The sequence below is a fragment of the Balneicella halophila genome (assembly GCF_003096835.1).
Classification (GTDB): Bacteria; Bacteroidota; Bacteroidia; order Bacteroidales; family Balneicellaceae; genus Balneicella; species Balneicella halophila.
Map to the genome: position 1 here is coordinate 461534 of NZ_QENZ01000003.1, position 20075 is coordinate 481608.

The following is a 20075-nucleotide window of genomic DNA, read 5'->3' on the forward strand; positions in this document are numbered from 1 at the left end:
TTTACTTGATTGTAATTACTGTATCGGATTTACTTTTACACCGTTGTATAACTTTCCTTCTGCAGAAATAATGTAGCTTTCATCTGCTGATAGACCGGAAAGTACTTCTACGTTATCACCTAACTGTTGCCCTAAGCGTAACCATCTTAAAATAGCGGTATTGCTTTGGCTTACGGTATAGATTCCTGTAAGTTCTCCTTGTTTCACCAAGGCTGATGTAGGAACTGCAATCATTTGAGTAGTTGCTCCACTTTTAATGGGGAAATAAATTGTTGCATACATTCCTGAACGTAAAGCTTCAGGCTTTTCTTTCAAAGCTACTTTCACAAGATATTGTCCACCGGTATTTTGTGCAGAACTGCTCACTACGGATACCTTTCCTTTAGTTTTTTGATTAATTGATTTTATCAAGATTTCGACCTCTTGGTCTTTTTTTACCTTAGCCACTTCACTTTCCGGAATCATCGCAATAATCTCAAACTTTGAAGGGTTTTCCATTGTAATCAAGGGCATTCCCGGATTGGCTAAATCACCGGCATTTACATTTTTTTGTGTAATAACACCGCTGAAAGGTGCACGTATATTACTGTAAGAAAATTGAGCGTTTACCCCTTCTTTCATTTGTTGTGCCGCATATAGTCGTGCTTTAGCCATATTATATTGTGCCGTTACATCATCAAGTTCTTTCTGTGATGCACTTTTGTTTTCAAATAAATTTTTAAAACGCTTATAGTCTTTTTCAGCATTTTGAAATGCGGCTTTTGCTTCAGAGATACCTGCTTCGGCTTGGGCTTTTTGTGCATTTAGGTCCGCATTATTTATACTTAATAAGAGTTTTCCTTTTGCAACTCTTTCGCCGACTTTTACATATACTTTCTGCACGTGTCCCATGCTTCGTGTACTAAGTGTTGCATACTCTACGGGCATTACTTTTCCACTTACTGATAAAAGGTTATTTTTAGCCTCATTGCTTACTTTTTGGATTTTCACTACAACCGCATTATTTTGGTCTGTAGCTTTTTCTTTTTTATCTGAACAGCTTGTGATAAATAGTCCCAGAAAACTGATGATTAAAATAAGATGCTTCATATTATTTAGATTAAATGTTTTTTTCAATTTATTTCGTTGAGGTTAAAAATTCGATGTAATACACAGCTACTTTTAGCTGAAATAATTCTTGTAAATAGTTGAGGTGTTTTTCTTCAACTGCACTATCGTCTTTGAGTAGGTCTGTGGTTTTCTCCAGACCTTCTTCAAACCTGTTTTTACGGATTCTATAACTTTCTTTTGCTTGATTCAATGCTTTTTCAGCTAATGCAATCTTTGCCAATGCGTTTTCAACATCACGATGAGCTTTGTTTAGTTCAGCTTGACTTTTCGTAAGGTAATCCTCATAAGCAACCTCTGCTTTTTCTAAGGCAACCTTGTTTTTTTGTATATCTTTAATGTTTTGTGTTCCGTTGAAAAGATTCCAAGATAATCGCATACCTACCATGTAGTTGTCTGCATCACCTTGAAACAATTTGTGATTGTTGATTTCATATTGTCCAAAAGCATTTACACGAGGTGAAAATTTTGAGCGACTTGCTTTTAGCATATTCTTCTGTGCATCAATACCTGCTCGATAAGCCAGCAAATCATCTCTTTCTGTTTCCAAATTACTTTGAGGAAGTAAACCTACAGTAGAAGGAATTTCTTTAATTTCAGTCGTCGGCTTTAAGGTTTCTTTCGCATCTTGTCCCATGATATAATACAGCTGGTCAGAGAGATTTTGAATATTGATTTTATTATTCAATATTTTATTTTCCATATCCGTTAAGCGTACGTTGACTTCCAATTCGTCAGAGGGTTTGGTATAGCCTTGCTTACTTAGGTTTTCTACCAAATTTACATTTGCTTCTACCGTTTTTTTGGCTTTCTCCAATACATCATTTGCCGCATAGAGTAGTTGTAATTGAGCAAAAAGTTGCTTCACCTGAAAAGTTAAATACTCTTTGCCGTATGCCAGTTGATGCTTTGATGCTAAGGCTTTTGCTCTTGCTGCACTTCGCATGTAAATACCATCCAAATTAAAGATAGGTTGCTCGACTTTTACCAAAGCATTATAAGAGTTCATCCCGTCAGGATTGTTCAGTAAATCCGGAGCAAAGTCTGCTTGCTGAATAATCTTTTGCTTTAATTTTGTCCCGAATACGTTAAGCGGGTCGTTGGTTCGACCAAAAGAATAACTTGCATTTACGCGGGGAAGAAATACAGCATTACTCTTCTCTGCATCTAACTGTTCAATATCGGCTTGCAAAGCTTGTTGTTGCAGTCCCATATTGTTTGCCAATGCTTTACTCAACAATTCCTCTAAGCTGATGGTTTGTTGTGCTTGACTGAGCGACAAAAAGCCACAAAGGAGGATTAGGCTAATAAAAAGTCTTTTTGAAAACATACTTTCATCTTTTATTTAGGATTCCAAGACAAAAGTAGTTGTCGGCAAAACCACTTACAGTGACTAAAGTCACATAACGAAAAATTAAAGCATTTTAATAGAATTTCGACCTAACTGAACCAGGCCTTTGCTTTCTAAAGCTTTGAGTAATCGTGAAATAACTTCTCGGGAAGTGTTGAGATCTCGGGCTATCTCGTGATGTGTTATTTGAATTTGAGAATCATTTGACATTTCCTCCTTCTTTTTCAGGTAAGAAAGCAATCGTTCATCAACTTTTTGGAATGCAATACTATCAAGAGCTTCCAATAGTTGATTGAATTTTTCTTTGAAGGAAAGCATCACGAATTCTTTCCAACTTTTGTATTTCGAAGACCAGCTGTTTACATTTAATATACTTACAAGAATAACTTCTGTTTCTTCTTCTGCAATGGCATTTATTTGGCTTTTTTTGTTGGTATAGCAACACTGCAGGGTGTCGGCACAAGTATCTCCTTGTTTTAGATAATAGAGAAAGACTTCCTTGCCGTCCTCATTGATACGTGAAACTCTAATATTTCCGGATAGTACTAAAGGAGCAAAAGTAATATAGTCCCCAACGTTTATAATATTATCACCTTCCGAAAAAACACGATATATTCCTTCTTTAGCAATTTCATCAAGTAATGCTATTTCTGTGATTCCGGGTAATGCTTTCCGAATTTTTGTCTTCATTTTCAGTAATAAATATATTCACAATATTACAAAAAAAATCACAGTCTCCAGAAAAAAGCGACTAAGAAACATACCACAATACCCATGATGATAGGAAGAATTGCTGCTACAGTGGTCCATTTTACACTATTTGTTTCTTTATATATGGTATATATCGTTGTACTGCAAGGGTTATGAAGCAAACTAAATAGCATTAAGTTGACTGCAGTGAGTAGTGTCCATCCTCCTGCCTCTAATATCGTTGAAATTTGAGCTTCAGAACCTTCAAACATAACTCCTGCACCTTCACCCATATTTAAATCTTTTGTGACTAGCACTGTGAGCATTAAGATAGTAGGTATTACAATTTCATTGGCAGGAATCGCTAAAATATAAGCAAGAAGAATCACACCGTTTAGTCCGATAGCCACTCCAAACGGATCCAGCCAATCAATAGTCCAAAATGCTAGACTTTCACCGCCTACGTTTATATTTGAAATGAGCCAAATAGCTGCTCCTGCTGGTGCCGCAAACATTACCGCTCTCCACAAAACGATAAGCGTACGGTCTATCAATGACGTATATAAAGTTTTCCAAAACTGTGGCGGTCGGTAGGGAGGAAGTTCTAGGGTAAATGAAGATACTTCACCCTTTAGCATTACTCTAGAGAGAAACCAATTGGTTCCGAACATAAAAGCAATACCAATAAGTGCTATCAGGATAACCGAACCCGTAGCAACAAAACTTGTAAATTCATTAGGAACAACCGCTCCTAGAAAGATAGTGGCGAGTAATATCTGGGTAGGCCATCGTCCGTTACATAGCGAAAAGTTATTCGTAATTATAGCTATTAAGCGCTCACGCGGGCTATCAATTATACGTGTTGCCACAACACCCGCAGCATTACATCCAAATCCCATAGTCATGGTTAAAGCTTGCTTTCCATGTGCACCGGTTTTTTGGAATATTTTATCGAGATTAAATGCGACTCTAGGCAGATAACCAAAATCCTCTAACAGTGTAAATAATGGAAAAAATATGGCCATCGGGGGCAGCATCACAGCAATCACCCAGGCTACAGCCAAATAAACACCATCTACAAGAAATCCACTCAACCACCATGGAAAGTTTAGTGCATTAGCTCCATCTTTCAGCAGCGGGTAGAGCCAGCCCATGAGAAGATCCGAAAGCATTTGCGAAGGGTAGTTGGCTCCTATAATAGTAATCCATAAAACTACAGCTAATATCAGAAGCATAATAGGGAATCCCCATTTTTTGCTTGTAACTATTTGGTCAAGTTTCTGTTCAAAATTGAAAACACTTTCTTTACCTTTTTGCTGTACCGTTTTTCTAGTTATGGCAGCTGCATCTGTATAAATACTTTCTGTCAGGTAATCATGATAGTTATCACCAAGTTCCCAGCGTAGCTTGTCAGCTTTGTTCAGGATGTTATCTATATTTGTCTGTTTGCTCATTTCTTTATCTCCAAATCTCCTAAAGTTCCTTGTTTTACTGCGTCAATAATACTTCTATCTCCTTCAAGTAGACGTAGAGCTATCCATCGGCTATTAGGCAACTGTGGATATTGTTCCTCAATTTCTTTACTTAATTCTGCCACTGCTGTTTCAATTTTTGGTGGGATACTGCTAATTTTATGAGGTTTTGTATTTATGTTCCCAGTAGCCATATCATCAATCGTTTTTAATAACAGTGGCAAGCCCTTTCCATAGCGTGCACTTGTTGGCACTACTGGAATTCCTAATTCTCTTGCCAAAGAACGCTCATCTACCTTAATTCCATGTCTTTCAGCTTCATCAATTAGATTAAGACAGAGAATAGTGTTAGGTGTTATTTCTAATATTTGTAGGATAAGATTTAGGTTACGTTCTAACCTTGCAGAATCTGCAACAACAACGGTAACATTGGGCTTTCCAAATAGGATGAAATTGCGAGCAATCTCTTCATCTTCCGATGTGGAAAGCAACGAATAGGTTCCTGGTAAATCTACCAATTTAAATTTTTTGTCATTGTAGCTGAAAGCTCCTTCAGCACGCACTACCGTTTTGCCCGGCCAGTTTCCTGTGTGCTGTCGTAGTCCTGTGAGTGCATTAAACACTGTGCTTTTCCCAGTATTTGGATTTCCTGCCAAAGCTACTACATAGTCACTTTTAGTAGCATCAACACCTAATTTTTTCAGTGCGGCATGGTTATAAAGATCACAATTCTCACAAGCAGCATTCTTTTTATCACTCATCGTTTCCCTCCTTTTGAATTAGAATATATTGAGCTTGATCTTCTCGTAAAGCTATAAGTGTTTCTCTTACTTGGTAGGCAATAGGGTCACCCAAAGGACTGATATTAGAAATTTTAATCTCTGTGCCATTAACGAAGCCTAAGTCTAGCAATCTACGTCTATTCTCACCTCTGCATTCTCTTGAAATACCTTTAACAACTGCTTTTTCTTTCTTTTTTAATTGTGAAAGTCTGCTGATATTCTCAGTGATTTCTTCTTTTTCTAAAGGGATAATAGTAAGGGCATCGGCTACTATTGGTTGTAAATCATGCAATCTGCCTTCTGAAGAAAAACGAACCATTTCCGGAGTTATTTTCAAAATTTTTACTTGAGAACCAATGTGTATATTCTCAGCTAAGATTTGCTGATAAATGGATTCTGGTTCATCTTGAATGTGTACAATTCTGCCAATGGTTCCTTCCGGGAAAGATGCTAAAACTTTTCCTGAGATTTCAGGCATTTCTCCTTCTCCATAGGGAATAGGATCTCCGTGAGGATCGAAAAGTGGTCTTCTTAATTCTTTTGATAGTTCCTCAAGATGCTCGTCAGTGAGTCTATGTTCTGCTTTTTCAGCTAATTTATGCCAATCTTTTTTATCATATCCTGTCTTTTCAGCAAGAAACTGCTCCCAAAGTCTATGAGCGCGTACAATTCGCAGTGCATAGGTTTCTCCTTTAGGACTCAAACGGACTTTATTTTCTAGTACTTGAACCAAGTCCTTTTTTTCCATTTCACTCAATATCTTAAGTGTTTGTTGTTCTCTAAATGGAAGCTTTTTTACAAGCGATTTAATATTTGGTGTTATTTTTTCTAGTTGAGACTGGTATAGTGTTTTTAGGATATCCTCCAAAATAATTCTATCTCGCGATACCTTGGTTTCCTTAAGTCGATACCACCATCCATCCTGTGGTTTGAAGAACAGAATGAGCAAGATTATAGCTATTATGCCAAATATAATATTGAAAATAAGAGTCATCTAACTTATTTGGTATTTATTGTCTTACAAAGATAGGTTTTTTCAATAAACTTCTGATGAATTTGATTAAAATATCTTAGTGCTCTTATTAAAAAAATCAATATTTGCAGCAAGAATATAATTTCAGTATTTTTACATCAAATAAATTTTTTAAAAAAATATACTATGTTTCATTTTGGGAAAGATAAACTGACAGTTGACATAGCGATTGCTATGATAAATAAAAAAGAACAAGGTGTTTTGTCTGATGAGATAAAACAACAGATTACTAAAAGTCAAAAAAATGTTGAGGAAATTGTAGCTAGCGATAGGACAGTGTATGGAGTCAATACAGGTTTTGGTCCGTTATGCACAGTTAAAATTTCAGCAGAAGAGACCCGAAAGTTGCAGGAAAACATTTTGCAAAGTCATGCGGTAGGCGTTGGAGAGCCAATAGAAGATGATTTAGTACGGTTGATGCTTTTGACAAAACTACATGCTTTAGCACAAGGTTTCTCAGGTATCAAATTAGATACTTACGAGCGCATTCTTTATTTTTTCGAAAATGATATTCTTCCTTTGGTTCCGGAGCAGGGCTCTGTTGGTGCTTCTGGTGATTTAGCTCCTCTTTCACATTTGTTTTTACCATTAATTGGAATGGGACAGGTTAAATATAATGAAAAAATCTACGAAACAGCGGATTTGTATAAGGAGTTGAACTTAGAGCCTGTACAATTAGGAGCGAAAGAGGGATTAGCATTGATTAACGGAACACAATTTATATTAGCACACGCAACCATGGCAGTGTACCGTATGCAAAAAGCCTTACGACACGCTGACATTATTGGTGCTGTCACATTAGATGCTCTAAAAGGTTCAATCCGTCCGTTTAAGAAAGAATTACATGAGATACGTCCTTATGAAGGGACACAACGTGTTGCAGAAAATCTTCGCAATATGTTAGATGGATCAGAAATACCTGCTTCTCATGCTGATTGTGATAGAGTACAGGATCCATATTCACTTCGTTGTATGCCACAAGTACATGGAGCTTCACGTAATGCGTGGAAACATTTGAATGAATTGGTAGAAATAGAGCTGAATTCTGTGACTGACAATCCTATTGTTTTAGGAGATGGTGATGCAATAAGTGGAGGTAATTTCCACGGTCAACCTTTAGCTATGGTAATAGATTACGCAACATTAGCATGTGCTGAATTAGGCAATATTGCAGACAGACGAGTATATTTGAGCTTAGAAGGAGAGAAATTTAGTTTACCTAAATTATTATTGAAAGAAACGGGCTTGAATTCCGGTTTTATGATTCTTCAGTACACAACTGCAGCATTGGTTACAGAAAACAAGACACAGTGTTTCCCCGCTTCAGCTGATAGCGTGCCTACATCGATGGGACAAGAAGATCATGTGAGTATGGGCTCTATCAGTGGAAGAAAATGCTTGAGAGTCATTAATAATTTAGAAAAGATACAAGCGATTGAGTTGCTTTGTGCTACACAAGCCTTAGAATTTGCGCGTCCATTGAAGAGTTCTAAAACTATTGAAGCAATACAAGAATATGTGCGTAAAGAAATTCCTCATTTCGAGAAAGATGAAATATTCTCTACAGCTATTAATAAATCTATCGACATTATAAAAAGCGGAGATTTGTTAGATATTGCTAGTCAGGTAAAATAAGACAATAAAATATTCAGACTCATGCAAAAAATAATAGGGCCATTTTATCAATTATTGACCATGGCAAATCTTCCAGAAAGAGGAGCTTTGCAAGACGAACAATTAGAAATAATTGCCAATGCGGGAATAGTTGTTGAAGGAGGTAAAATAAAAGATTTAGGTAGTTGGGAGTCACTTAAGACTGCTTATCCTGATGCAGAACGTGAAGAAATTGACGAACCGATGGTGTTATTACCCGGTTTTGTGGATACCCATACACATATTTGTTCTGCCGGAAATAGAGCAACTGACTACGCTATGCGGTTAGCAGGTAAAAGCTATTTAGAAATAGCTGAAGCTGGCGGCGGTATTTGGCATACAGTTACTGCAACACGGAGTGCCAGTTTGGAAGAGCTTACAGAAGCTACGATAGAGCGGGCTAAGGTACAACTTTCAGAAGGAGTCACAACTTGCGAAGTGAAAAGCGGATATGGACTTACAGTTGAAAGCGAACTGAAAATGCTTCGTGCCATTCAAAATGCGAATAAAGCACTTCCGATAGACTTAGTCGGTACTTGTTTAGCGGCTCATATGAAACCGAAAGATTTTGAAGGAACCGCGTCTGAATATCTGCAACTGATGGCGGATGAATTACTTCCTAAGGTGTGGAAAGAAGGATTAGCATGTCGTGTTGACGCTTTTGTGGAGCAATCTGCATTTTCTGTAGAGGAAACTTTACCTTATTTGCAAAAAGCAAAAGAATTAGGTTTTGATATCACCGTTCACGGCGACCAATTTACACCGGGTGGAAGTCAATTAGCTATTGATTTAGAAGCCATCAGCACAGACCATTTGGAAGCTAGTACCGACAAAGAAGTTGAAGCTCTTGCGAAGAGTAATGTAACTGCTGTTGCATTGCCTGGAGCAACTATTGGTTTAGGAGATCGTTTTACTCCTGCACGTGCTATCCTAGACAAAGGTGGTAAATTAGCCATAGCAACCGACTGGAATCCAGGTTCAGCACCTATGGGTAAATTATTACTTCCGGCTTCAATTTTAGGAGCTTTTGAACACTTGACGATGGCAGAAACCTTAGCTGGATTAACAATACGTGCAGCAGCGGCTCTAAATGTGAGTAGCAGGGTAGGTTCCCTTGAAGAAGGAAAATTAGCAGATTTCATTGCATTTCCATTTAAAGATTTTAGAAATATCATCTATAGGCAAGGAGCTGTACTGCCTAAAAAAGTATGGAAACGAGGAGAAATGGTGTTATAACCTTACATAGAGAATAAATAGTTATTTAGAATGATTCTGTTTTAAGTTTTAAGTTTTAGGTGTAAGTGTCTGATAATAAGAGGTTTAAATAGCGATTGTGCTTTAAAGCAAGAACCTATCAGACTTTTAAATATTTATCTTTACACTTTGAAACACAAAGTCCTTAAAAACAAAAAATTATGATGTTTGATTTAGATTTAATTCAACGAGTTTATAAACAAATGCCAGAGCGTATTGCAAAGGCAAGAGAACTTAAAGGCGGACCACTTACTTTGAGTGAAAAAATCTTGTATTCTCACCTTTCTCAAGGCATGCCTACAGAAGCCTATTCTGGAGGAGAAGATTATGTAGATTTTGCTCCTGACCGTATTGCCTGTCAAGATGCTACCGCGCAGATGGCTCTTTTGCAGTTTATGCAAGCCGGAAAGCCAAAAGTGGCTGTACCAACTACAGTGCATTGTGACCACTTAATCCAAGCTAAAGAGGGGTATGAAAAAGACCTCCCTCGAGCTAAGGATACAAACAATGAAGTGTATGATTTCTTGGCTTCTGTGTCTAATAAATATGGTATTGGATTCTGGAAACCCGGAGCAGGTATCATTCACCAAGTTGTTTTGGAGAATTATGCATTCCCAGGTGGTATGATGATTGGTACTGACTCTCATACTGTGAATGCCGGTGGACTCGGAATGGTTGCTATTGGTGTTGGTGGTGCTGATGCTGTAGATGTGATGGCAGGGATGCCTTGGGAGCTGAAGTTTCCTAAGTTGATTGGTGTAAAATTAACAGGAAACCTGAATGGTTGGACTGCAGCTAAAGATGTTATTTTGAAAGTAGCGGGTGTATTGACTGTAAAAGGTGGTACTGGATGCATCATAGAATACTTTGGAGAAGGTGCTAAAAACCTTTCTTGTACCGGTAAAGGAAGTATCTGTAATATGGGTGCTGAGGTAGGTGCTACTACTTCTACGTTCGGTTATGACGAGAGTATGGAGCGTTACTTGAGAGCCACAGGACGTGCTGAGGTTGCTGATGCTGCAAATGAGATAAAAGAACATTTAACCGGAGATAAAGAGGTTTACGAAAATCCGGAAAAATATTTTGATCAAGTTATTGAAATTAATCTAGATACATTAGAGCCACACTTGAACGGTCCATTTACTCCTGATAAAGCGACTCCCATCTCTGAGATGAAGGAAGAAGCTAAAAAGAATGATTGGCCAGTAGAAGTAGAGTGGGGATTGATTGGTTCTTGTACGAACTCTTCTTATGAAGATATTTCAGGAGCTGTTTCTATTGCTCAACAAGCATTAGATAATAATATTAAGCCAAAAGCAGAATTTGGTATTAACCCAGGTTCAGAGCAGGTACGTTATACGATGGAGCGTGATGGCTTAATCGAAGTATTTGAAGAAGTAGGAGCTAAGGTTTTTGCAAATGCTTGTGGTCCTTGTATTGGACAGTGGGCACGCTACAGCGATCCTAAAAATGCACCAAAGAACTCAATTGTACATTCATTCAACCGAAACTTTGCTAAACGTGCTGATGGTAACCCAAACACTCACGCTTTTGTAGGTTCGCCTGATATGGTGGCAGCTATCGCTATAGCAGGACGTCTCGATTTTAACCCACTGACGGATACATTGACTAACGAAGATGGCGAAGAAATCAAATTAGCTCCACCAACACGTTACGAACTTCCTGTCAAAGGATTTGAGGTAGAAGATCCAGGATATGAAGCACCAGCTAAGGATGGCTCTAACGTAACAGTAGATGTTGCTGAGGATTCAGAAAGATTGCAATTATTAACACCTTTTGAACCTTGGGATGGTGAAAATATCGAAGGTGCTAAGTTATTGATAAAAGCTTACGGAAAATGTACCACTGACCATATCTCTATGGCAGGACCGTGGTTGCGCTACAGAGGACACCTAGATAATATCTCTAATAACTGCTTGATTGGTGCCGTTAATGCTTTCAATAAGGAAACCAATAAGGTGAAGAATCAAATCACAGGAGAATATGGCGAAGTGCCTGACGTACAACGTGAGTACAAAGCTAAGGACATTCCAACGGTTGTAGTCGGCGATCATAACTACGGTGAGGGGTCATCACGTGAGCATGCAGCTATGGAGCCACGTCATCTCGGAGTAAGAGCGGTATTGGTGAAGTCATTTGCTCGCATCCATGAGACAAACCTTAAAAAGCAAGGGATGTTAGCGGTTACGTTCGATAACGAAGCTGATTATGATCTCATTCAAGAAGATGATACATTCAACTTCATCGATTTGAAAGATTTTGCTCCAGGAAAACAGCTTGCAGTTGAGATTGTACACGCAGATGGAAGTAAAGATACTATCAAAGTAAATCATACTTATAATTTGAGTCAAATCAATTGGTTCCGTGAAGGAAGTGCATTGAATATGATTAAAAAGCAAAATAAGGCTTAGATACTTACAAAAACTATGAAATAAGAAAGGGAAGACTTAGGTCTTCCCTTTTTGTTATTTGTTTAAAATGCTAGTTGTCGATGTAGTCAGTGGAAATAATTGTGTTACTCATCACACTTTTGTACTGCTTTCAAAAGAAAATTTGGTATTTCTCCTCTACAAAAAAGGAATAATCGTTAAACAACTTTTTCTTTTTTCCAATTTTTTATAATGAAATAGGCTCCCACAAGAATAAATGGAATGCTTAGCCACTGTCCCATGTTTAGAGTCATGCTTTCTTCAAAGGCCTCTTGATTTTCTTTTACAAATTCGATAAAGAAGCGTGCGGTGAATATCATCACTAAGAAAACTCCAAATAATAAACCTAACTTATCTTTAGCTTCTGTTTTCCAGTACATATACATCAATGCAATAAATGTAGCTAAATAGCATAGCGCTTCATAGATTTGTGAAGGATGTCTCGGGATTTCAGGGTTTTCAATACTAGCTAAGTGAAAACGAAATCCCCAAGGTAAATCAGTTGGGGCACCTATAATTTCAGAATTCATTAAATTTCCTGTGCGGATAAATACTGCTACCAGTGCTGTAGGAACAACAATTCTGTCTAAAATCCAAAGCATTGGTTTTTTACTTACCTTTTTTGAGAATATCCAAAGTGCGATTAAAATACCGATAGCCCCACCATGAGAGGCTAAGCCTGCATAACCAATCAACTTCCAGCCTTTAATGAGCCCGAAGAACATAGAAGCTCCTTCTTGTTCTCTAATAGGTAAGAGTATTTCTAATAAATGATTTTGGAAATATGCCCAATCATAAAAAAAAACATGTCCTAAACGAGCACCAAGCAGAGTGGCTATAATCATATACATAAAGAGCGGATCTAACCATTCTTTATTTATATTCTCATTGGCAAACATTTTCTCCATAATTTTAAGACCAATGAGAAATCCACCTACGAACAGTAAACCATACCAGCGGATAGAAATTCCAAATATATTAAAGATCTCAGGATCCGGACTCCAATCGATATAGTTGAATAGGTGCATAGTTATTTTTTATTTATAAATATCTTAATTTTTACCGTGACAATGTTTGTATTTTTTACCGCTACCACATGGGCATGGCTCATTACGACCAATCTTTTCTGCTACACGTACTGGTTGTAACTTTTGCTCTTCCTTCTCTGGAGAACCTCCATCACCATCAGCACTTTCTTTTTGAGTTTGTGTCTTGCTATAGTCCGTATGCTTTTGTTCTGCACGTTTCACCTCATCTGGAGTATTTAAGTATATCTGACCTTTCATTAGCGTATTGATAATGTCAGAATTTACTTTATTCATCATCGATTTGAAAAGGTTAAACGATTCAAACTTATAAATCACTAAAGGGTCTTTTTGTTCGTAGCTGGCATTTTGTACCGATTGTTTCAAATCGTCCAAATCACGAAGGTGTGTTTTCCATGCATCATCGATATGTGCTAAAACGACTGATTTCTCATAAGAACGCATCAATTCTTCACCCTTCGATTCATAAGCTTTTTCTAAGTTAGTGATGATGTTATAGACCTTTTGGCCATCAGTAATAGGCACTGCAATATTTTGGTAGGTTTCCTTTTTGTGCTCGTAAACGTGATTGATTACAGGTTGTGCCTGTTCTTTAATCTTTTCAACTTTTCGCTCATAAGCGTCACGAACTGCATCATAGAGTTTATCAGAAAGTTGACTTACATTTAATGATTTGTATTCATCTTCAGTAATAGTACACTCTATGGCTAGGTCACTGAGTACATCCATACTAAAGCTCTCATAACTGTTGGTATTATGGTACTTCTCTACCAAGTCTGCACAGACATCGTACATCGTATTGGCTACATCTACTTGTAAACGTTCACCATATAATGCATGACGGCGTTTTTTATAAATAGCCTCACGTTGTGTGTTCATGACATCGTCAAACTCCAAAAGACGCTTACGAACTCCGAAGTGATTCTCCTCAACCTTACGCTGTGCTTTTTCGATTTGTTTGGTCATCATTCCGGCTTGAATATCCTCACCTTCTTTCAATCCGGCACGGTCTAGCCATTTTATCATTCTATCAGAACCAAAAAGACGCATTAGGTTATCTTCTAGCGAAACAAAGAATACAGAAGATCCAGGGTCACCTTGACGACCCGCACGTCCACGCAACTGCCTGTCAACACGGCGAGATTCGTGACGTTCTGTACCTACAATTGCTAAACCGCCTGCTGCTTTTACTTCATCAGAGAGTTTAATGTCGGTACCACGACCTGCCATATTGGTCGCTATGGTCACCTGTGCTTTTCTACCTGCATCAGCTACAATATCTGCCTCTTTCTGGTGCAGTTTTGCATTCAGGACGTTGTGTTCGATTCCCTTCATCTTCAGCATTCTGCTCAATAATTCAGAAATTTCAACAGAGGTTGTACCTACCAATACGGGACGACCTGCATTGACTAACTCTTCGATTTTATCAATAATAGCAGTGTATTTTTCACGCTTCGTTTTATAGATAATATCATTTTGGTCATCACGTGCAATAGGTCGGTTTGTTGGAATAACAACGACATCAAGCTTATAGATGTCCCAAAGTTCTTTAGCTTCAGTCTCCGCAGTACCCGTCATACCAGCCAGCTTATTATACATACGGAAATAATTCTGTAAAGTTACCGTAGCATAAGTTTGTGTAGCTGCCTCTATCTTTACATTTTCTTTTGCCTCTATAGCTTGGTGCAATCCGTCAGAATAACGGCGACCATCCATGATACGACCTGTTTGCTCATCAACAATCATTACTTTGTTGTCCATAACCACATATTCCACATCACGTTCAAATAATGAGTATGCTTTGAGTAATTGATTTACAGTATGAACACGTTCAGCTTTGGTTGAGTAATCTTGTAAAATAGCATCTTTAGCCTCTACTTTTTCTTGAGTGCTCATCTCGCTATTCTTCTCGATACTATCTAAATCGGTACTAATGTCTGGTAAGATGAAGAAATTTTCATCATCGTCATCTTTAGAAATAAGGTCGAGACCTTTATCAGTCAGTTCTATCGTATTTTGCTTCTCATCTATAACGTAAAACAACTCGTCGGTTGCGATGTGCATATTCCGATTGTTATCGGCCATATAGAAGTTTTCCGTCTTTAAAAGTTGGGCTTTATTTCCTTGCTCACTCAAGTATTTAATTAGAGGTTTGTATTTTGGAGCCCCTTTAAACACTCTGAATATTAGTAATTCTCCTTCTTCTCTTTCCTTTTTGTTATCACTTGCAACAAGTTTTTTCCCCTTAGTGAATAACTCTCTAATCAAAGTGTTTTGAGCACGAACGATGCGTTCCACTCGAGGTTTCATCTCATCAAACTCTTGATTTTCACCTTTAGGAGTTGGTCCTGAAATAATCAGAGGTGTACGTGCATCATCAATCAATACGGAGTCAACCTCATCAATGATGGCGTAGTTGTGTTTGCGTTGCACCATATCCTCAGGATTGATTGCCATGTTATCACGCAAGTAGTCGAAACCAAATTCATTATTGGTACCATAGGTCACATCTGAATTGTAAGCTTTGCGACGTTCTTCTGAGTTCGGGCGGTGCTTATCAATACAGTCCACTGAAAGTCCATGGAATTGGAAAATAGGGCCGTTCCATTCAGCATCACGTTTTGCTAAATAATCATTGACAGTAACCACATGCACGCCTCTGCCGGTTAGTGCATTTAGGAATATTGGTAGAGTAGATGAAAGAGTTTTACCTTCACCCGTTGCCATCTCTGCAATCTTACCTTTATGCAATACGGTACCTCCAATAAGCTGTACATCATAAGGAATCATATTCCATTCTATTTCCGTACCTCCGGCTTGCCAGCGATTTGCATAAATAGCTTGGTCTCCCTCTATGGTTACAAAATCTTTTGTAGCGGCAAGGTCTTTATCAAAATCATTAGCGGTTACCCGTAATTCTTTATTTTCTGAAAGACGACGTTCCGTTTCTTTAACGATAGCAAATACCTCTGCATGGATGTTATTAAGTTCTTTTTCAAGCTTTTCAGTAATATCCTCTTCTATCTTATCTATTTCGTTGTAGATATCTTCACGCTCATCTATAGGAGAATTTTCCGCTTTTGTCTTTAAGTCAGCGATTTGCTTGTATTCATCCAGAACAGCTTTCTGTAATTGCTTCTTATGCTGTACTACTTTTTCACGGAGCTCATCATCAGATAAACTTTGTAGTGTGCTATAATGCTTGTTGATGGTTTTTACGTAGGGAGACAATTCTTTCATGTCTCTATCTTCTTTACTGCCGAATAATGTCTTCAGTATTTTATCAAATGCCATAATTTTTGCTTAAATTATATATAACCTTGCAAAGATAACGCTTTTGTATGATTTTAGATAATAGAAACAGAAACGTAAACTTCTTTTAATGAGAAATTACGTAATACTAAATTATTAATACTTGAGTTATCTCTATTAGTCTATATGTTTAAAACTTATTATTTAGATCTTTCACCTACAAAATGGTCTTCTTTTTCCTTGAATAATACGTTGAAAGTAGTAAGACTACCATAAATTCGAGTGATATATTGCTGTAAGTCTATTTTTTCTTGATCATCCAAATTTTTACTAGCGTTTATTTTTTGCTCCATCACTCTGATGCGATCACGTACCATGACGATTTTGTGAAAGAAAGTGTCGATAGGAATTTCTTTATTAGATAGCGTTTCGTCTTTCGGTTGCAAAATAATATTTCCCCCTCTCCATTTGTCAGCGATACGAACTACCTCAGAAACATCGCTCCATTTCTTTAATAATTTACGAAGACTGCTTTCCACTTCAAAGAAACTTACAACATCTAGCTCATCTCTTATAATTTCAATAATTTCGAAATCACTATTTATATCTATCGTTTCCAGTCCGCTATCTTGAAAGACAACCCAGTATTGCTTGCTGTCTGAATTGGTAACTACTCCAAACCCTAATTCTGGATGATTAATTCTTGAGCCTATTCCTAATAATTCCATTCTCTTTGCTTTTAAAGTTATAAAAATAATGATTTTAGTGTAGTAACAAAAAATTAATACGTATATTTAGAGGAGACCGAGAAGTTTTACGTATTATTGTATAATTTTAAAAAAAATAAAAATATTATGAATTTAGATTGGTTTTTACCTGTTATTAAAAATCATTACATTGATTTTTCAGGACGAACAAGCAAAAAAAGCTTTTGGATGTATATGTTATATTACATTGTTATAGCTATTGTACTTGGAATTATTGATAGAATCTTGGGATTAGGTTATGGTTTTCAAGGTCTGTTTGGATTGGCATTATTACTTCCTACTTTAGGAATTCAAGTAAGAAGGTTACAAGATACTGGACGGGATTGGTATTGGATTTTAATAGGATTAATTCCGTTGATTGGAATAATCGTATTGATTGTATTTTGGGTGCAAGATGGAGATGCAGGAGCTAACAAATTTGGACCTTCGCCAGTCGATGTTGTTGTAAATGATAACGAGATAAATCAAGCTTAATTTAATTTAAGTATTTCTTGTAAAAGCTACTCAATTTATATCTGGGTGGCTTTTTTTGTGCATATCTGCAAATGTTGTGTTATTTTGTATCGCAAAAATTGAAGAGTTATGAATATTGAAGTTGAAAATGCGGGGCAATTTGTTACGATAGCCAAAGAACATAATCCTATAAAAGGTTTAGCCTTTCAAGCTATAGATTTAAGAGATTATGAAGATATCATATTCAATAAAGAATTTAAAAATTGTGTCTTCCTTGGCTGTGATTTGTCAACGAAAGCACAAAATAAATTGATACAATCAGGGAATATGTTCTTCCCGAAGATGGATTTACCTTTTCAAGTGTATCGCAATAAATTATATAATCATAGTGATTTATATAATGGATTTTCTTTTACTAAACCAGAGTCATACGCTAGTACCAATGACTTTTTGATTTATAAGTACTACGAATCAAAAGGGAAAGGAGAACCGGAAAATATTCAGGATTCTTTGGCACAGCGCCTACACGACCATGCGATTACAGATGCTTTATATGATTATCTTTCGTTGTGGGATAGCCGTCGTATTGTTGCGATAATGGGGGGGCATAGTTTGCCCCGTGATGCTGAGGACTATCGTAAAATTGTGCTTATTTCTAAAGCACTGGCAGAAAAAGGTCACTTAATGATTTCCGGTGGCGGACCAGGAGGGATGGAAGCTACTCACCTAGGTGCTTGGATGGCATATAAAGATGAAAAGGCAGTGGATGAAGCTATCGAAATCTTATCAAAAGCACCTCTGTACAATGATAAATTATGGTTAAGTGCAGCATTTGAAGTGATGCAAGCATATCCAATGCAGACTATCGTAGAAAGTGTCGGTATTCCGACATGGTTTTACGGTCATGAACCACCAACGCCTTTTGCTACACATATTGCTAAGTATTTTGCCAATAGCGTACGAGAAGAAGGTCTTTTAGCCATTGCTAAAGGGGGAGTGATATTTGCTCCGGGTAGTGCAGGTACTGTTCAAGAGATATTCCAAGAAGCAGCCCAAAACCACTATGAGACGTTTGGCAACGTTAGTCCAATGGTATTTTTGAATAAAAAGTATTGGGAAGAGGAGAAACCCGTTTATCCTTTGGTGAAAAAATTGGCTGACGGCTATAAATATAGTGAGCTCCTAGGAATAGCAGATAAACCTTCTGAGATTGTAAAAACTATCTGTAACTTTACAGGAAAATAAAACGTGGCAACACTTCGAAAATTAGCGGGCGATACCGTATTGTACGGAATCAGTAGCATCCTAGGACGTTTTGTAAACTGGATGCTAGTGCCGTTGTACACAATGGTTTTCCAAGAACCTAATTATCCCAAAGCAGAATACGGCATACAAACACAAATCATGGCGTATGTTGCGGTAGTGATGGTTTTGCTGACTTATGGAATGGAAACCAGTTTTTTTAGATTTGCTTCTGACCCAAAGAATGATAAAAATCGGGTCTATTCTACTACGCAAACTTCACTAGCTATTACTTCACTGTTTTTTGTCGCTTTAGTGGTTGTCTTTTTGCCAAATTTAGCAAGTACTTTGAGTGTTGAAGAAAGGAGTTATATCATTCTTCTGTTGGCATTTACTGTTGCAATAGATGCCTACAGCAGTATCCCATTTGCAAAACTGCGATTAGATAATCGACCAATACGTTTTGTAACCATTAAATTGATAAATATTGGTGTTAATGTAGTTTCTAATCTTTTCTTTTATTTGTTCTGTCCGTATTGGTTGAGTAAATATCCTGATTCTTGGCTGCAAAATATTTACCATCATGATATTGGTGTGGGATATGTCTTTATTTCCTACTTTCTTGCCGCCCTTGTTACTTTGATTTTATTGTTCCCGACTCAAAAGGGAGTACGCTTTACCATTCAAAAGCCTTTATTCAAGAAGATGTTAAAGTATGCATTGCCTGTTATGCTGGTGGGAATTGCGAGTATGCTCAATCTTAATTTTGATAAGATGGCAATGGAGCGTTTACTTCCAGATCCTGATGCTTTAGGCAAGTTGGGAGAGTATGGTGCCGCTTTTAAACTGGGAGTTCTAATGACGATATTTACGCAAGCGTACCGATATGCATTTGAACCTTTTTTCTTTTCCAATAAAACACAAAAGAATGCAAAAGAAATCTATGCTGATGCTTTGAAATTCTTCACTGTTGTTGGTTTGGTTGGTTTTTTAGGTGTAACTTTTTATATTGATATTATTGGAGTAATTATAGGGAAAAGCTACCACGATGCTTTTATTGTAGTTCCATACATTCTATTGGCGAACTTATTTCTCGGAATGTATTATTCGTTATCACTTTGGTACAAATTGACGGACAAGACACATTACGGCGCGTATATGGCATTTGGAGGCGTAGCCATTACGATTGTGCTAAATATCATTCTCGTGCCTAGGGTTGGCTATATCGGTGCGGCTTATGCTTTTTTAGCCTCTGCATTTGCGATGTTTTTGGTTTCGTTTCTTTGGGGGCAGAAGTATTATCCTATTCCGTATGATGTAAAGAAAATATTCATGTATTTCGGTTTAGCAATTGTTTTATTCTTCACGTCAATTTGGCTTACGATTCCAAACGAGTGGTTAAATTATGGCTTTAGAACATTGCTCTTAGTTATTTTTGTGGGTGTCGTTTGGTGGCAAGAACCTCAGTTGAGGAAAGTTTTGAAAAGGGAGTAATGTAAGAGAAGTTATTACGTTTAATCTAA

Annotated in this window: 13 protein-coding genes and 1 pseudogene; 6 read left to right on the plus strand and 8 right to left on the minus strand. The window is 37.3% G+C overall.

Features of this window, described 5'->3' with window-relative positions; all coding sequences use genetic code 11:
• Window positions 1-15: 15 nt before the first annotated feature.
• The 5 genes and pseudogenes from C7377_RS02115 to C7377_RS02135 all read right to left on the minus strand — a co-directional run bounded on the left by C7377_RS02115 (window position 16) and on the right by C7377_RS02135 (window position 6396).
• On the minus strand, window positions 16-1089 hold the full coding sequence (locus tag C7377_RS02115) for an efflux RND transporter periplasmic adaptor subunit (RefSeq protein WP_116496201.1): 1074 nt from the start codon (window positions 1087-1089) through the stop codon (window positions 16-18).
• Window positions 1090-1117: 28 nt separating this feature from the next.
• Entirely contained in the window at window positions 1118-2437 is a 1320-nt protein-coding gene (locus C7377_RS02120; protein WP_116495686.1) for a TolC family protein, read from the minus strand.
• 84 nt (window positions 2438-2521) lie between these two features.
• Complete coding sequence (locus C7377_RS02125) at window positions 2522-3148, minus strand: Crp/Fnr family transcriptional regulator (RefSeq protein WP_116495687.1); 627 nt, start codon at window positions 3146-3148, stop codon at window positions 2522-2524.
• 38 nt (window positions 3149-3186) lie between these two features.
• Window positions 3187-5381, minus strand: a pseudogene (feoB, locus tag C7377_RS02130) (ferrous iron transport protein B).
• A complete protein-coding gene (locus C7377_RS02135) occupies window positions 5374-6396 on the minus strand; it encodes a metal-dependent transcriptional regulator (protein WP_116495688.1) in 1023 nt (340 codons plus the stop codon). The pseudogene feoB and the gene C7377_RS02135 overlap by 8 nt, the downstream one beginning before the upstream one ends.
• Window positions 6397-6561: 165 nt before the next feature.
• On the opposite strand from C7377_RS02135, the gene hutH reads away from it, so the two are divergent.
• The 3 genes from hutH to C7377_RS02150 all read left to right on the plus strand — a co-directional run bounded on the left by hutH (window position 6562) and on the right by C7377_RS02150 (window position 11774).
• Window positions 6562-8070 (plus strand): histidine ammonia-lyase, encoded by a 1509-nt coding sequence (hutH, locus tag C7377_RS02140; protein ID WP_116495689.1) that lies wholly within the window; start codon window positions 6562-6564, stop codon window positions 8068-8070.
• Between the two features lie 21 nt (window positions 8071-8091).
• Window positions 8092-9324, plus strand: a complete 1233-nt coding sequence (hutI, locus tag C7377_RS02145; RefSeq protein ID WP_116495690.1) for an imidazolonepropionase — start codon at window positions 8092-8094, stop codon at window positions 9322-9324.
• A 179-nt stretch (window positions 9325-9503) separates the two neighbouring features.
• On the plus strand, window positions 9504-11774 hold the full coding sequence (locus tag C7377_RS02150) for an aconitate hydratase (RefSeq protein WP_116495691.1): 2271 nt from the start codon (window positions 9504-9506) through the stop codon (window positions 11772-11774).
• A 176-nt stretch (window positions 11775-11950) separates the two neighbouring features.
• On the opposite strand, the gene lgt is transcribed toward C7377_RS02150, so the two are convergent.
• From lgt to C7377_RS02165, 3 genes are all read right to left on the minus strand, one after another.
• Window positions 11951-12820, minus strand: coding sequence for a prolipoprotein diacylglyceryl transferase (gene lgt, locus C7377_RS02155; protein WP_116495692.1), 870 nt, complete (start codon window positions 12818-12820; stop codon window positions 11951-11953).
• A gap of 24 nt (window positions 12821-12844) precedes the next feature.
• The gene (secA, locus tag C7377_RS02160; RefSeq protein ID WP_116495693.1) at window positions 12845-16132 is read right to left on the minus strand and encodes a preprotein translocase subunit SecA; all 3288 of its coding nucleotides are present in this window, start codon (window positions 16130-16132) and stop codon (window positions 12845-12847) included.
• Window positions 16133-16290: 158 nt separating this feature from the next.
• Window positions 16291-16818, minus strand: coding sequence for a hypothetical protein (locus C7377_RS02165; protein WP_116495694.1), 528 nt, complete (start codon window positions 16816-16818; stop codon window positions 16291-16293).
• Between the two features lie 126 nt (window positions 16819-16944).
• On the opposite strand from C7377_RS02165, the gene C7377_RS02170 reads away from it, so the two are divergent.
• The 3 genes from C7377_RS02170 (at window position 16945) to C7377_RS02180 (ending at window position 20046) form a co-directional block, all read left to right on the plus strand.
• Window positions 16945-17331, plus strand: coding sequence for a DUF805 domain-containing protein (locus C7377_RS02170; RefSeq protein WP_116495695.1), 387 nt, complete (start codon window positions 16945-16947; stop codon window positions 17329-17331).
• A gap of 108 nt (window positions 17332-17439) precedes the next feature.
• A complete protein-coding gene (locus C7377_RS02175; RefSeq protein WP_116495696.1) occupies window positions 17440-18555 on the plus strand; it encodes an LOG family protein in 1116 nt (371 codons plus the stop codon).
• Between the two features lie 3 nt (window positions 18556-18558).
• The gene (locus C7377_RS02180; RefSeq protein WP_116495697.1) at window positions 18559-20046 is read left to right on the plus strand and encodes an oligosaccharide flippase family protein; all 1488 of its coding nucleotides are present in this window, start codon (window positions 18559-18561) and stop codon (window positions 20044-20046) included.
• Window positions 20047-20075 lie beyond the last annotated feature (29 nt).